This is a genomic window from Coprococcus sp. LG101-27 (assembly GCF_027695515.1).
In the GTDB taxonomy this organism is placed as follows: Bacteria; Bacillota; Clostridia; order Lachnospirales; family Lachnospiraceae; genus Allocoprococcus; species Allocoprococcus comes.
In genome coordinates this window covers 21,867-37,376 of sequence record NZ_JAQEUJ010000026.1, presented here as the reverse complement: position 1 = coordinate 37,376, position 15,510 = coordinate 21,867, and the positions used below count along the sequence as shown (strand labels likewise).

At 43.1% G+C, this 15,510-nt stretch carries 9 protein-coding genes; 1 reads left to right on the top strand and 8 read right to left on the bottom strand.

Annotated elements, in window-relative coordinates; all coding sequences use genetic code 11:
- Nucleotides 1-73: 73 nt before the first annotated feature.
- The 3 genes from PG766_RS14220 to PG766_RS14210 are packed head-to-tail and all read right to left on the bottom strand — an operon-like array spanning nucleotide 74 to nucleotide 3,709.
- On the bottom strand, nucleotides 74-1,375 hold the full coding sequence (locus PG766_RS14220) for a diaminopimelate decarboxylase (protein WP_270591076.1): 1,302 nt from the start codon (nucleotides 1,373-1,375) through the stop codon (nucleotides 74-76).
- Nucleotides 1,376-1,395: 20 nt separating this feature from the next.
- A complete protein-coding gene (gene pyk / locus PG766_RS14215) occupies nucleotides 1,396-2,832 on the bottom strand; it encodes a pyruvate kinase (protein ID WP_270591074.1) in 1,437 nt (478 codons plus the stop codon).
- A 43-nt stretch (nucleotides 2,833-2,875) separates the two neighbouring features.
- Nucleotides 2,876-3,709: a membrane protein gene (locus PG766_RS14210; RefSeq protein ID WP_008372258.1), complete on the bottom strand. Its 834-nt coding sequence runs from the start codon at nucleotides 3,707-3,709 to the stop codon at nucleotides 2,876-2,878.
- Nucleotides 3,710-3,970: 261 nt separating this feature from the next.
- On the opposite strand from PG766_RS14210, the gene PG766_RS14205 reads away from it, so the two are divergent.
- Nucleotides 3,971-8,212, top strand: a complete 4,242-nt coding sequence (locus PG766_RS14205) for a 2-hydroxyacyl-CoA dehydratase (RefSeq protein WP_270591072.1) — start codon at nucleotides 3,971-3,973, stop codon at nucleotides 8,210-8,212.
- 586 nt (nucleotides 8,213-8,798) lie between these two features.
- Here the strand turns inward: PG766_RS14205 and PG766_RS14200 are convergent.
- The 5 genes from PG766_RS14200 to gap form a co-directional block, all read right to left on the bottom strand.
- Nucleotides 8,799-10,103, bottom strand: coding sequence for an aminotransferase (locus tag PG766_RS14200; protein WP_117556686.1), 1,305 nt, complete (start codon nucleotides 10,101-10,103; stop codon nucleotides 8,799-8,801).
- Between the two features lie 379 nt (nucleotides 10,104-10,482).
- Nucleotides 10,483-12,021, bottom strand: coding sequence for a 2,3-bisphosphoglycerate-independent phosphoglycerate mutase (gene gpmI, locus PG766_RS14195; RefSeq protein WP_118199527.1), 1,539 nt, complete (start codon nucleotides 12,019-12,021; stop codon nucleotides 10,483-10,485).
- Nucleotides 12,022-12,170: 149 nt separating this feature from the next.
- Complete coding sequence (tpiA, locus tag PG766_RS14190; RefSeq protein WP_008372272.1) at nucleotides 12,171-12,920, bottom strand: triose-phosphate isomerase; 750 nt, start codon at nucleotides 12,918-12,920, stop codon at nucleotides 12,171-12,173.
- A 41-nt stretch (nucleotides 12,921-12,961) separates the two neighbouring features.
- The gene (locus PG766_RS14185; protein ID WP_022220114.1) at nucleotides 12,962-14,155 is read right to left on the bottom strand and encodes a phosphoglycerate kinase; all 1,194 of its coding nucleotides are present in this window, start codon (nucleotides 14,153-14,155) and stop codon (nucleotides 12,962-12,964) included.
- A 261-nt stretch (nucleotides 14,156-14,416) separates the two neighbouring features.
- A complete protein-coding gene (gene gap, locus PG766_RS14180) occupies nucleotides 14,417-15,430 on the bottom strand; it encodes a type I glyceraldehyde-3-phosphate dehydrogenase (protein ID WP_117823902.1) in 1,014 nt (337 codons plus the stop codon).
- Nucleotides 15,431-15,510: the final 80 nt, after the last annotated feature.

Sequence of the window (15,510 nt, the reverse complement as noted above, 5' to 3'; positions counted from 1 at the left end):
TTTTATATTTCATTGTCCTATATGAGGGTAGCATATCAAAATCCAGGGGCGTTTTCTATCTCAGCTTATAATTCTATTTTCCGAGCTTATCCGCTTCTTCCGTATTCTTCTTAAGTTCCTCATAAACCGGGAAGCAGTCGAAAGTTGCAAAGTAATCCATCGGCGTCTCTGCTCTGCGGATCAGCTGTGTACCTCCGTCCTCTTTCAGAAGAACTTCTGCGGAACGAAGACGTCCGTTGTAATTATATCCCATAGAGAATCCATGTGCTCCGGTATCATGGATCACAAGCAGATCTCCCATGTCAATCTTCGGAAGCTGACGGTCGATTGCAAATTTATCATTATTCTCGCACAGAGAACCAATCACATCATAAGTATGATCGCATGGTTCATTTTCTTTTCCCATGACAGTAATGTGATGGTAGGCACCATACATAGCCGGACGCATCAGGTTTGCGGCACATGCATCTACACCGATGTACTCTTTGTGCGTATGCTTTTCATGGATTGCTTTTGTCACAAGGCATCCATAAGGTCCAAGCATAAAACGGCCAAGCTCTGTGTAAATCGCCGCATCGCCCATTCCAGCCGGAACAAGAACCTCTTCGTACACTTTTCTTACACCTTCACCGATCACCTTGATATCGTTCGGTTCCTGATCCGGTTTGTAAGGGATTCCCACACCACCGGAAAGGTTGATGAACTTGATATGTACACCGGTCTCCTTCTGAAGCTTAACTGCTACTTCAAACAAAGTACGTGCAAGTGTCGGATAATATTCATTAGTTACAGTATTACTTGCAAGGAATGCATGGATACCGAACTCTTTTGCGCCTTTGGACTTCAGGATCTTGAATGCCTCAAAAATCTGTTCAGTTGTCATACCGTATTTGGCATCTCCCGGATTATCCATAATGCTGTTGGAAATTTTGAAAAGTCCACCCGGATTATAACGGCAGCTGATTGTCTCCGGAATCTTTCCGATCGTCTTTTCCAGAAAATCAATGTGTGTAATATCGTCCAGGTTGATGATCGCGCCGAGCTTATCAGCAAGTGCAAATTCCTCTGCCGGTGTATCATTGGAAGAAAACATAATATTTTCTCCAACCTGTCCGACAGACTCAGACATTAAAAGCTCTGTATAGGAAGAGCAGTCACATCCGCATCCATATTCTTTTAAAATATTGAGGATATATGGGTTTGGAGTTGCCTTTACTGCAAAATATTCTTTATATCCTTTGTTCCATGCAAATGCTTCTTTGAGTGCTTTTACATTTTCACGAATCCCTTTTTCATCATAAAGATGAAACGGAGTCGGATATTCTTTTACGATTTCATCTAACTGTGTCTTTGTTACGAATGGTTCTTTTTTCATTCTGTTCATCTCTCTTTCGTCTAGTCGATGGTTGCAATACGCATCATATTACTTACAGAACCCTTTTCACGCTGTACGCTCGGTGAAGGAATACCAGCTGTCAGGACAACAATATCTCCACTGTCCACGCATTTCTTTGCCTGTGCAAGATCAATTGCCCCACTGCAGATATCATCTGTTGTATGGAATTCCAGAGACTTCAATCCTCTTACGCCCCAGTAGATCGACATCCGGCGAAGGGTACGTTCGTTCGGTGTAATTCCAAGGATTTCCTGCCTCGGACGAAGGTTGGATACAACCCTTGTTGTTGCACCGGATACAGATGGAGTGATGATGCATCTTGCATTCAGGTTCGCTGCCGCAAGTACAGAAGCATATCCGATTGCGCTGGATACGCCTAATTTCAGATGATCTCCTGCTTTTGCAAGGATCGAATCATAATCCAGATGTTCTTCTGTTGTCTCTACAATATGAACCATCATCTGCAGTGCTTCCAGAGGGTATTTACCCTGTGCTGTCTCTCCGGAAAGCATAACTGCATCTGTTCCGTCGTATACCGCATTGGCAACGTCCGTCACTTCTGCTCTTGTCGGACGCGGATTACGCATCATAGAATCCAGCATCTGTGTTGCAGTAATAACAGTCTTAAAGTTGTCATTACATTTCTGGATGATCATTTTCTGGAGATGCGGCACTTCCTCTGCCGGGATCTCTACACCAAGATCTCCACGTGCCACCATGATACCATCAGCCGCACGGATGATCTCATCAATATTCTCAATACCTTCTGCGTTCTCTACCTTTGCAATGATTGGAATATACGGAGCGCCGAGTTCTTTTAAGTATGCCTTGATCTCAAGTACACACTCTGCATTTCTTACAAATGATGCTGCGATAAAGTCAATATCCTGCTCTACACCGAAACGGATATCATCCTTATCTTTTTCTGTAATAGCCGGAAGACGAATGGCTACGTTCGGTACGTTAACACCTTTTCTTTCGCCAAGTTCTCCACCATTTACTACAGAACAGACAATCTCTGTCTCTGTCTTGCTCTCTACACGAAGTCCGATCAGGCCATCGTCGATCAGAATGGTACAGCCTTTATAAATATCCTGTACCAGTCCCTTATATGTGATAGATACTCTCTTATTATCTCCTATGATATCTTCTGTTGTCAGAGTGAAGGTTTCTCCTTCTTTTAAAATAATTTTCTTTCCGTCTTTCAGAATTCCTGTACGGATTTCCGGTCCCTTTGTATCTAGAAGGATTGCTGTGTTTGCATGTTCCTCTTCACGAAGTTCTTTGAGCATATCCATTCTGAATTTCTGTTCTTCATGATCACCATGTGAGAAATTGAAACGTGCCACATTCATTCCATTCTGGATCAGCTTTCTCATCATTTCTCTGTCGTTGGTGTTTGGTCCCATTGTACAAACAATCTTGGTTTTTTTCATTGTTTCCTCCTCTTATTATTCAATTTGATTCTATGTTAGAACTCTACTTCACATGTTCGTGTGTGAAAAGATGGTCCTGGCAATATTCATAATTCCCGTTACACTTTGAACAATAACGAAACTCCAGTGTCGGATCGTCAAGTTCAGTACGACCGCACACTGCACATCTGTGCTTTGCACCGCCTGCATACTGATTCTGCGGACGGCTTATCTGCTTCTGGAATTTCTTTCTGCGGGCAGCCTGTTTCGGACTGTGTCCACGCAGATTCCGGTTGCAGAAAAAGAAAATAATAAAGTTCAAAAGGGATGCGATGATCACGATCCGTATGATCAGACCGCCCTGCACTGCGTCTACCGCAAGTAGAACCACATCCAGAATTGCAAGCCACTTCATCTTGATCGGGATAATGCCGTAAAGCAAAAGCTGATAATCCGGCATGATGGATGCACATGCAAGGAAAATGGACATATTGATATAGTAAGTACTGTAAAGACTTCCAAATCCGGTAATGCCTCCGATCAGTCCATTCACAATAAAAGCTCCAATAACTGTAAATAATATTCCTGAAAAAATGTAAACATTGTAACGAAATGCCCCCCAGTAGCTTTCCAGCGTATTACCAAGGGAATAGTATAACAGCATCATAAAGATAACAAAAATAATATTGTCATTCGGCGGGATGATCACCCAGCTTAGAAGTCGCCACACCTGCCCTTTCAAAATCAGTGCCGGTTCCAGTGTAAAATAGGTAAGAAGCTGTGGCATCGTAAAACTCAAAAGATATCCGATTGCATAGCCTGCAAGCAGATACATCGTAAGATTTCTAATTGCATAGCGCCCGAACCTGCGCTCCATTTTATCTAACCAGTTCTTCATTCAAACTCTCCTTCCACGTATGTTATTTTATCGTCTGCTTTTTACTTTGTCAATTCCATTCCACCTCTTTACTCTCTTTTCACATAATTTACATCTTTTGTTCACTTCCAGGCACTTTTTTCTACAATGCCATACACAACTTCTATTTGTATTTTCGTTGGTTCTGTCGTATAATGTAAGATACTGTAGTTCTCTGCGAACTACATTTAATAGGTAATAACACAGACAAATTTTTTAATTGTAATAAGGAGTAGTTAAATCATGATTCAGACAGAATTACATACCCTGGGAATTGACATCGGTTCTACAACTGTTAAAATCGCAGTTCTGGACAGTAATAATGATGTTCTGTTTTCTGATTACGAGCGTCACTTCGCCAATATTCAGGAAACCCTTTCTGATCTGCTTGGTCGTGCTATCTACAAGCTCGGTCAGATCAAGGTATCTCCAATGATTACCGGATCAGGTGGTCTTACTCTGGCAAAGCATCTTGGCGTACCTTTTGTCCAGGAGGTTGTTGCCGTTTCCACCGCTCTTCAGGATTATGCACCACAGACCGATGTAGCGATCGAGCTGGGCGGCGAAGATGCCAAGATCATCTATTTTGAAAATGGAAATATTGAGCAGCGTATGAACGGAATCTGCGCCGGAGGTACCGGATCTTTCATCGACCAGATGGCATCCCTTCTCCAGACAGATGCAACCGGTCTGAACGAATATGCCAAAAATTACAAAGCACTTTATACGATTGCAGCCCGCTGTGGCGTATTTGCCAAGACAGATATCCAGCCGCTGATCAATGACGGTGCTACCAAAGAAGACCTGTCTGCTTCTATTTTCCAGGCAGTCGTCAACCAGACCATCAGTGGTCTTGCCTGCGGAAAACCAATCCGCGGACATGTTGCTTTCCTCGGTGGACCGCTTCATTTCCTCTCTGAACTGAGAGAAGCGTTTATCCGTACTCTCAAGCTGGATGACGAACACATTATCGCACCAAAGTATTCCCATCTTTTTGCAGCCGTCGGCTCTGCGCTGAACTCTAAAAAGGATGTAGTCACCTCTCTTGGTGAGATGCAGAAAAAGCTGGATGCCCATATTGAAATGGACTTTGAAGTTGAGCGTATGCAGCCGCTCTTTTCCAGCGAAGCAGATTACAATGAATTTAAGAACCGCCATGCAAAGCATCAGGTGCCGGTTGGTGATCTTGCCAGCTACCGCGGTAATGCCTACCTTGGAATCGATGCCGGTTCTACCACCACGAAAGCCGCTCTGGTCGGAGAAGACGGTACTCTTTTGTACTCCTTCTACCATGGCAATGACGGTGATCCTCTTGGTACGACCATCGGTGCGATCAAGGATATTTACAGCCAGCTTCCGGAAGGCGTACAGATCGTTCACTCCTGCTCAACCGGTTACGGAGAAGCGCTCATTAAAGCCGCACTTCTTCTGGATGAAGGCGAAGTTGAAACCGTATCTCACTATTACGCCGCTTCTTTCTTCGAACCGGATGTAGACTGTATCCTCGATATCGGTGGTCAGGATATGAAGTGTATCAAGATCAAGAATCAGACTGTAGACAGCGTACAGCTCAACGAAGCATGTTCTTCCGGATGCGGTTCCTTTATCGAGACTTTTGCCAAATCCCTGAACTACACCGTAGAGGATTTTGCACATGAAGCACTTTTTGCGAAACATCCGATTGACCTCGGTACTCGTTGTACCGTATTTATGAACTCAAAGGTAAAACAGGCACAAAAAGAAGGTGCTGAAGTATCCGATATTTCAGCCGGACTTGCTTATTCGGTTATCAAAAATGCTCTTTTCAAGGTTATCAAGGTATCCGATGCATCTGAGCTTGGTAAAAAAATTGTTGTACAGGGTGGTACATTCTACAATGATGCCGTACTCAGAAGCTTTGAGACCATCGCCGGATGTCAGGCAATCCGTCCGGATATTGCAGGAATCATGGGTGCTTTTGGGGCTGCACTGATTGCAAGAGAACGCTATGGTTTCAAAGAATGCAAAAATACAACTATGCTTTCCATTGATGAAATCAATGAACTTACCTATACAACCTCAATGGCAAAATGTAACGGCTGTACCAACAACTGTCGTCTGACCATCAACAGATTCAGTGGAGGACGTCGTTTTATTTCCGGAAACCGTTGCGAGCGCGGTCTTGGAAAAGAGAAAGCAAAGAGTGATGTGCCAAACCTTTTCGCTTATAAAAATGAACGTTATTTTGGTTACACGCCATTAGATCCATCCGAAGCAAAACGTGGAACGGTTGGTATTCCAAGAGTTCTCAACATGTATGAGAACTATCCGTTCTGGTTTACTTTCTTCACAAAACTGGGATATCATGTGTTACTCTCTCCTGCTTCTACACATAAGATTTATGAACTTGGTATTGAATCTATTCCGAGCGAATCCGAGTGTTATCCGGCAAAGCTGGCGCACGGACATGTACAGTGGCTGATCAACCAGGGTGCAGACTTTATCTTCTACCCTTGTATACCATACGAACGTGGTGAATTTGCCGATGCCGACAATCATTATAACTGCCCGATCGTCACCTCATACGCGGAGAACATCAAGAATAATATGGATCCGATCGTACACGGTGAAGTGGATTTCATGAATCCATTCCTCGCCCTCACAAGCGAAGAGACAATCACAGACGGACTGGTCCGTGAATTTACTTCTGCAAAGAATCTTCCGGCAGAAGAAATCAAAAATGCCGCTCATGCTGCATGGGAAGAGCTTGCCACATGCCGTCAGGACATCCGCAAAAAAGGTGAAGAAACTCTCGCTTACATGGAAAAGACAGGAACCCGCGGCATCGTGCTTGCCGGTCGTCCATACCATTACGATCCTGAGGTCAACCACGGTATCCCGGAGATGATCACCTCCTACGGACTTGCCGTTCTGACGGAAGATTCCATCTCCCATCTGAATCCGGTAGAACGACCGCTGATTGTTATGGATCAGTGGATGTATCATTCGCGACTGTACGCAGCAGCCAATTTTGTAAAGACAAGAGATGATCTGGATCTGATCCAGCTGAACTCTTTCGGATGCGGTCTTGATGCCGTAACAACCGATGCTGTTGCAGATATTCTGACCGGTTCCGACAAGATTTATACTTCTCTCAAAATTGATGAGGTTAATAACCTGGGTGCTGCACGTATCCGTATCCGTTCTCTGCTCGCAGCCATCCGTGTCCGCGAGCAGAAGCATATGGAGCGCACCATTCGTCCGGCAAATATCGAAAAAATTCCTTTTACAAAGGAAATGAAAGAAACCTATACCATTTTGTGTCCGCAGATGTCACCGATCCATTTTTCACTGATTGAGCCAGCCTTCCAGGAAGCAGGCTACAAACTGGAAGTACTGAAAAATGATAACAAGCATGCAGTTGACATGGGTCTTAAATATGTAAACAATGACGCCTGCTACCCATCTCTGATGGTAGTTGGACAGATCATGGAGGCTATCCTTTCCGGCAAATATGACACCGACCACCTGGCTGTCATTATTTCACAGACCGGTGGCGGATGCCGTGCTTCCAACTATATCGGATTTATCCGCCGTGCTCTTAAAAAAGCCGGTTACGGACATATCCCTGTTATTTCAATCAACTTAAGCGGGCTTGAAAGCAATCCTGGATTCAAGATCACCCTTCCGCTTGTACTGAAAGGTGTGTATGGTCTGATATTTGGCGACCTCTTCATGCGCTGCCTGTATCGTGTCCGTCCATACGAAGCTGTTCCAGGCTCTGCCAATGCCATGCATAAGAAATGGGAAAAGACAGTTATCAAATTTATCAAGAAAGGTTATCCAAGCAGACACGAGTTTAAGCGTCTCTGCCGCCAGATCGTAGAAGATTTTGATTCTCTTCCATTAAAAGATGTCAAAAAGCCACGTGTCGGAGTTGTCGGAGAAATCCTTGTTAAATTCCTTCCAGCTGCCAATAACTACCTGGTAGATCTTCTTGAACAGGAAGGTGCCGAAGCCGTGGTTCCGGATCTGACCGACTTCCTGCTCTACTGCTTCTACAATACAAACTTTAAAGCAGAACATCTCGGCATGAAGAAATCAACCGCCCGCATGGGTAATCTCGGAATCAAGGCTCTGGAATGGTTCCGCAAGCCTGCCGTTGATGCATTAAAAGCAAGTAAACGCTTCGATCCACCATCACATATTGAACACCTGGCTTCGATGGCAAAAGAAATTGTTTCTCTTGGAAACCAGACCGGTGAAGGATGGTTCCTTACCGGAGAAATGCTGGAGCTGATCCACAGCGGTGCACCAAACATTGTCTGCACACAGCCTTTCGCCTGTCTGCCAAACCACGTAGTCGGAAAAGGTGTTATTAAAGAACTGCGCCGCCGTCATCCGGAATCCAACATCGTTGCAATCGATTATGATCCGGGAGCAAGCGAAGTAAACCAGCTGAACCGCATCAAACTGATGCTTTCGACTGCGCAGAAGAAGATGTAGAATTTTAGGATATGTAAAATATATTTGGTTGCAATAAGACGACCAGAGGAAACAAAGTACTCCCTCACATTCAGTTGCACTAACCACTTCGTTCAAGCCTCTTAAGGCAGGAATCGTGTTCAGCAAAGGCTTCCACGATTCCTGAGTCTTGAACTCCGTAGTGCAAATTCATGTGAGGGAGTACTTTGTTTTCTCTGGTCTGTATATTGGTAACTTTGTTTTACATATGCGAAAGTTTTTTGGGTGGTGAGGACTAGGATTTAGGGAATTGCAGTCGGAAGGGAAGATTAGTGTAATATCTTTCTTTACAGTTTTTTCTCTCCGAATTCAGCACCGTCATTTTTACCAGTACAGTTAAACGGTCGATTTTACAAAAGAAAGTCCGCCAATTCACTTTTTGTGCAATGTAGATGAGACTCAGGAAGCGTGGAAGCCTTTGCTGAACATGATTTCCGCTCTAAGAGGCTCATCGGAATGGTTTGCACAATGGAATTGGAGGACTTTCTTTTGTAAAATCGACCACACAACCTTTATTTAAAAAAACAGCGGACTCCTTTTCGGGAAAATCCACTGTTTCTCACATATATTAAGCTTCTTCGACTTCTACTTTTTCGCCAAGAATTTTATCAATACTTACCAGTTTTACGCTGAGTACGAATACCTGTGCTGCAACTTCCAGTTCTTCTGGTGTCGGGAAGGACGGTGCAATTCGGATATTGCTGTCTTTTGGATCCTTTCCGTATGGGAAGGTTGCTCCCGCTTTTGTCATGATCAGTCCGGCTTCTTTTGCTTTTGCTACGATTGCTTTGGCACATCCATCCAACGCATCGAAGGAAATGAAGTATCCTCCTCGCGGTGCCATCCAGGAACCAATCTCAAGTCCGCCAAGCTCACTTTCCAGTACATTTAATACGGTGTCAAATTTCGGTCTTAAGATATCTGCATGTTTCTTCATATGCTGAACCATTCCATGGATATCACCGAAGAAACGCGCATGTCTGAGCTGGTTTAATTTATCATGACCGATGGTCTGTACGGACATCATCTTGCGGATTTCCGCAAGGTTTTCATCGGATGCTGCAATTGCTGCAATACCAGAACCCGGGAAGCTGATCTTGGAAGTAGAACCGAATTTGTAAACCATATTCGGATGTCCTTCTTTTTTACATTCCATCAAAATCTCGATCAGATAATCCTGTTTATCCTCATACAAATGATGGATTCCATATGCATTATCCCAGAAAATACGGAAATCTTCTGCCGCTGGATTTAATTTCGCAAAACGGTGTACGGTTTCATCAGAATAAGTGATTCCCTGTGGGTTAGAATATTTCGGTACACACCAGATACCTTTTACAGCCGGATCATTCTCCACATACTGCTCTACCAGATCCATATCCGGTCCATCCGACGTCATTGGAATATTGATCATCTCAATTCCAAAATGTTCGGTGATTGCAAAATGTCTGTCATATCCAGGTACCGGGCACAGGAATTTTATCTTGTCAAGCTTTGCCCAAGGGGTGCTTCCCATGATACCATGTGTCATCGCTCTTGCAACAGTATCATACATTACGTTCAGGCTGGAGTTACCAAAGATGATAATATTGTCCTTCGGTACTTCCATCATATCAGAAAGAAGCTGTTTTGCTTCTTTGATTCCATCGATCACTCCATAGTTACGGCAATCTACTCCTTCTTCGCAGACAAGATCTGATGTACTCTTAAGTACATCCATCATCCCCATAGAAAGATCAAGCTGTGCTTTGGACGGTTTACCTCTGGACATATCCAGTTTCAGACCTTTTCCTTTAACATCTTCAAATTCTTTTTCCAGTCTGCTCTTTAATTCAAGCAGTTCTTCTCTACTCATATCTCTATATGCAGTCATCTTGAAAACCTCCCATAATCATCAACTAATCATTGTGTGTTTCCTGCCGTACTTTATACTTCCGAAATCTGCCATCTGCAGTTTCTTTCAGCTGTTTTGACAACATCAAAACTCACTACAAGTAGTAAGTATATAGGAAAAATGATTTTTCGTCAACCAATTCTTGCATATAAATATGACATATCGTGATTTTTGTTGATTTAAATGTGTTTTTTTGAATTTTTATTTTTCATTTCATGCATTTTTCCATCTCGATGCTTTTCAAAAAGAGTAGATCAGATTTATATGCAGCATATTTTCTTTTCTCCTGCAGTATGTTTTGCTCTTCTGACAACAAAACACCCGGAACCATTTTCATGATTCCGGGCAAATATATTTACTATTTTACTAATAATGATTTTCCAGTCATATCTGCTGGCTGCTGCATTCCCATCAGCTCGATCAGCGTCGGAGCGATGTCTGCAAGGCATCCGCCTTCACGAAGCTTATATGCAGGATCTGCATTTACAAGAATGAACGGAACCGGGTTCGTTGTATGAGCGGTAAATGGTTCTCCTGTCTCTTCATCGATCAGCTGTTCTGCATTTCCGTGGTCAGCGCAGATAAACATCTGTCCACCAACTTCTTTCACTGCATCAACTGCTTTTCCTACACATTCATCAACAGCTTCAATTGCTTTGATCACTGCTGCTTCTACACCGGTATGACCAACCATATCCGGGTTTGCAAAGTTAATTACGATTACGTCGTACTTGTCCGCTTTGATTGCATCTACAAGCTTGTCACATACTTCATATGCACTCATCTCCGGCTTCAGATCGTAAGTTGCAACCTTAGGCGATTTGACAAGGATTCTGTCCTCTCCCTTGTTCGGTTCTTCTACTCCACCATTAAAGAAGAAGGTAACATGTGCATATTTCTCTGTCTCGGCGATTCTTGCCTGTGTCATGTTGTTTGCTGCAAGAAATTCGCCAAATGTATTCGTGATGCCTTCTTTTACAAATGCAACCATTTTATTTGGAATTGTCTCATCATACTCTGTAAAACATACATAAGTTGTCTTGATACGTTCTCCTCTGTCAAATCCGTCAAAATCATCCGCACAGAATGTTCTGGTGATTTCTCTTGCTCGATCCGGGCGGAAATTAAAGAAGATCACAGAATCTCCGTCTTTTACAGTTGCAACCGGTGTACCGTTTTTTGTCACTACAAATGGTACTACGAATTCGTCAGTTACTTCTTTGTCGTAAGAAGCCTGGATTCCTTCTGTTGCTGATGCTGCTGTGTCACCTTCGCTGCGTGTAAGTGCTGCGTATGCTTTTTCTACACGGTCCCAACGGTTGTCACGGTCCATTGCATAGTAACGTCCGGAAACACTTGCAACTTCACCTACACCGATTTCTTTCATCTTTGCTTCTAACTGTTCAACATATTCTTTTCCAGATGCCGGAGGTGTATCACGTCCGTCAAGGAAGCAGTGAACATATACTTTGTCCAGCCCCTGTCTCTTTGCAAGTTCCAAAATTCCATAAATATGTGTAATATGACTGTGTACACCACCATCAGATACCAGTCCCATCAGATGAAGAGCTGTACCGTTCTTCTTCGCATTTTCACAGGCTGCAAGAAGTGCCTTATTTTCAAAGAAATCGCCATCAGCGATTGCTTTTGTGATCTTGGTGAGCTCCTGGTAAATGATACGTCCTGCACCCATATTCATATGACCTACTTCCGAGTTACCCATCTGACCGTCCGGAAGTCCTACAGCAAGTCCGCTTGCATTTCCTTTTACAAACGGATATTCAGCCATTAATTTATCCATAACCGGTGTGTTTGCCTCTGCAATACCGTTGCCTTTCTTTTCATCTCTCAGACCGTAACCGTCTAAGATCATCAAAACTGTTGGTTTTTTACTCATCGTCTTACACTCCTTCATTTTGTCTTAAAGCGTTTGATTTCTCTTTCAGTTAAATATTGTACATGATTTTATATATGCTTGCAAGCACTTGTTAAAACTTTGACAGTCGAAAAACGCAGGCATTTCTGCCTGCGCCTTGGTATAATTGACTATTTCCAGTTTACAATCTTACCAAAATCCGGTTTTAAAGAAGCACCACCTACAAGTCCACCATCGATATCCGGCTGAGCGAATAATTCCGGTGCTGTAGCTGCATTTACAGATCCGCCGTACTGAATACGGATTGCTTCTGCTGTAGCTTCATCATAAACTTCAGCGATACATTCACGGATAGCTTTGCAAACCTCCTGAGCCTGCTCTGTTGTAGCTGTCTTACCGGTTCCGATTGCCCAGATTGGCTCATAAGCGATAACTGCTGTCTTAGCCTGATCTGCTGTTACATTCTGGAATCCAACTTTAACCTGCTGACGGATGAAGTCCATTGTCACACCCTGTTCACGCTGTTCAAGAGTTTCTCCACAGCACATGATCGGTGTAAGTCCGTGTTCAAATGCTTTCAGCATCTTTTTGTTCACAGTCTCGTTTGTCTCTGCGAAGTATTCTCTTCTTTCAGAGTGTCCGAGAACAACATATTTAACACCAGCATCTGTAAGCATGTTCGGAGAGATTTCTCCTGTGTATGCACCTTTTTCTTCAAAGTACATATTCTCTGCTCCAACCTGGATGTTGCTTCCTTTTGCAGCTTCTACAACCGGAATGATATCGATTGCCGGTACGCAGAATACCACGTCAGCCTCTTCTGTCACAACCAGAGATTTGAGTGTATTCACAAGCTCTACTGCCTCTGAAGGTGTCATATTCATTTTCCAGTTACCTGCAATAATTTTCTTTCTTGCCATTGCAATAATCTCCCTTATTTTATCTTAATTACAGACGCTGCTTATTTATCGTTAGCAGCTGCTACACCTGGCAGTTCCTTACCTTCAAGGAATTCAAGGGAAGCTCCGCCACCCGTAGAGATGTGAGTCATCTTGTCGCCGTATCCGAGCTGGTTAACTGCTGCTGCCGAATCACCACCACCGATGATTGTTACTGCATCTGTCTCAGCAAGTGCTTTTGCGACTTCTTCTGTTCCTTTTGCAAAGTTCGGCATCTCGAATGCACCCATAGGTCCGTTCCATACAACTGTCTTTGCATCTTTTACAGCATCAGCATAGATCTTGATTGTCTCTGGTCCGATGTCAAGTCCTTCCCATCCTTCCGGAATTTCGCCAGCTTTAACAACTTTGATATTTGCATCATTTGAAAAATCATCTGCAATTACGTTGTCTACCGGAAGAAGGAGTTTTACGCCTTTGTCTTTAGCTTTCTGAATCATGTTCAGTGCATATTCACAGTAATCTTCTTCAAGAAGAGATTTTCCAACGGTTCCGCCCTGTGCTTTGCTGAATGTATAAGACATACCTCCACCAATGATCAGAGTGTCTACTTTATCGATCAGGTTTTCGATTACAGAAATCTTGCTTGAAACTTTAGCTCCACCAAGGATTGCAACGAACGGTCTTTCCGGATTGTTTACTGCATTTCCAAGGAAATCGATTTCTTTCTGCATAAGATATCCTACAACTGCTGTATCAACATATTTGGTAACACCAACGTTAGAGCAGTGTGCACGATGAGCTGTTCCGAATGCATCGTTTACGAATACATCACAAAGAGAAGCGAGTTCCTTAGAAAATTCATCTCCGTTCTTTGTTTCTTCTGCTCTGTAACGTGTATTTTCAAGAAGGATTACCTCTCCATCTTTCATAGCTTCAACTGCTGCTTTTGCATTTGGTCCTACTACTTCAGGATCTGCTGCGAATTTTACTTCCTGTCCGAGAAGTTCTGAAAGTCTTACTGCAACCGGTGCAAGAGAAAGCTCCGGTTTCGGTTCTCCCTTCGGTTTACCAAGATGTGAGCAGAGGATTACTTTTCCTCCGTCAGCGATCAGTTTCTTGATTGTAGGAAGTGCTGCAACAAGACGGTTCTCGTCTGTGATCTTTCCATCGATCAGCGGTACGTTAAAATCGCATCTTACAAGGACTTTTTTCCCTTTTACATTGATATCATCTACAGATTTTTTGTTAAGCATAATCCTGCCTCCTGTTTACATTTCGTTTAAATGGAATGTGCCGGGCACATTTCCGTGCTGAGCGCAGTTGCTTGCGACAATCTGCGTTTTCACACGAATACACATCTTGGGCACATAGTGCCTTTTATTTAGCAGGAAGCTCCATCAGAATTTCCTGTTAAATAAAAGAGCCCGGTCCATGTAGACCGGACCCTTGCTTGAGTCTAACTCTGGAATATTCCAGTAAGAATCAATTCAGCCTGTCCAAACAAACGTTACGGATTAAAGTAATGTTCCGAAGTGTTTGATTGTTCTTACCATCTGGCTTGTGTAAGAGTTTTCATTGTCATACCAAGAAACAACCTGTACTTCTGTTGTTCCGTTGTCAAGCGGAAGTACCATTGTCTGAGTAGAATCGAAAAGAGAACCAAATCTCATTCCTACGATATCGCTAGAAACGATCTGATCTTCGTTGTATCCAAATGATTCGTTAGAAGCTGCTTTCATAGCTGCATTGATCTGTTCTACAGTAACTTCACCTTCAACTACTGCTGTAAGGATTGTTGTAGATCCTGTAGGGGTTGGTACACGCTGTGCAGATCCGATAAGTTTTCCGTTAAGTTCCGGAATAACAAGTCCGATTGCTTTAGCTGCTCCTGTGCTGTTAGGAACGATGTTAACTGCTGCTGCACGAGATCTTCTCAAATCACCTTTTCTCTGTGGTCCGTCAAGAGTCATCTGATCACCTGTGTAAGCATGGATTGTGCACATGATACCAGATTTGATCGGTGCAAGATCATTAAGAGCCTTAGCCATTGGTGCAAGACAGTTTGTTGTACAAGAAGCTGCAGAAATGATTGCGTCTTCTTTTGTAAGCTGTGTATGGTTTACATTGTAAACGATTGTAGGAAGGTCATTTCCTGCCGGTGCAGAAATGATAACGTGTTTAGCACCTGCATCGATATGTGCCTGAGCTTTTGCTTTAGATGTGTAGAATCCTGTACATTCAAGAACTACATCTACTCCGATTTCTCCCCATGGAAGTTCAGCTGCATTAGCTTTAGCGTAGATTTTGATTTCTTTTCCGTCTACTGTGATGGAGTCTTCTCCAGCAGATACTTTATCAGCTAATTCATATTTTCCCTGTGTTGAATCATATTTTAATAAGTGAGCCAGCATCTTAGGAGATGTAAGGTCGTTGATTGCTACGATCTCAAATCCCTCTGCTCCAAACATCTGTCTGAATGCAAGACGTCCAATACGTCCAAATCCATTGATTGCTACTTTTACTGCCATGATTTAGTCCTCCTAAAGATAAATTGTATTACTGTATATAACAGTTACATTTTTCTTGATAAATCTTATCATTGTTTAAG

Bases quoted from the DNA above. Each gene is read 5' to 3' on its own strand.
- gap (WP_117823902.1), bottom strand. From the start codon at position 15,430: ATGGCAGTAAAAGTAGCAATCAATGGATTTGGACGTATTGGACGTCTT.
- tpiA (WP_008372272.1), bottom strand. From the start codon at position 12,920: ATGGCAAGAAAGAAAATTATTGCAGGTAACTGGAAAATGAATATGACA.
- pyk (WP_270591074.1), bottom strand. From the start codon at position 2,832: ATGAAAAAAACCAAGATTGTTTGTACAATGGGACCAAACACCAACGAC.
- gpmI (WP_118199527.1), bottom strand. From the start codon at position 12,021: ATGAGTAAAAAACCAACAGTTTTGATGATCTTAGACGGTTACGGTCTG.
- PG766_RS14220 (WP_270591076.1), bottom strand. From the start codon at position 1,375: ATGAAAAAAGAACCATTCGTAACAAAGACACAGTTAGATGAAATCGTA.
- PG766_RS14210 (WP_008372258.1), bottom strand. From the start codon at position 3,709: ATGAAGAACTGGTTAGATAAAATGGAGCGCAGGTTCGGGCGCTATGCA.
- PG766_RS14200 (WP_117556686.1), bottom strand. From the start codon at position 10,103: ATGACTGCATATAGAGATATGAGTAGAGAAGAACTGCTTGAATTAAAG.
- PG766_RS14185 (WP_022220114.1), bottom strand. From the start codon at position 14,155: ATGCTTAACAAAAAATCTGTAGATGATATCAATGTAAAAGGGAAAAAA.
- PG766_RS14205 (WP_270591072.1), top strand. From the start codon at position 3,971: ATGATTCAGACAGAATTACATACCCTGGGAATTGACATCGGTTCTACA.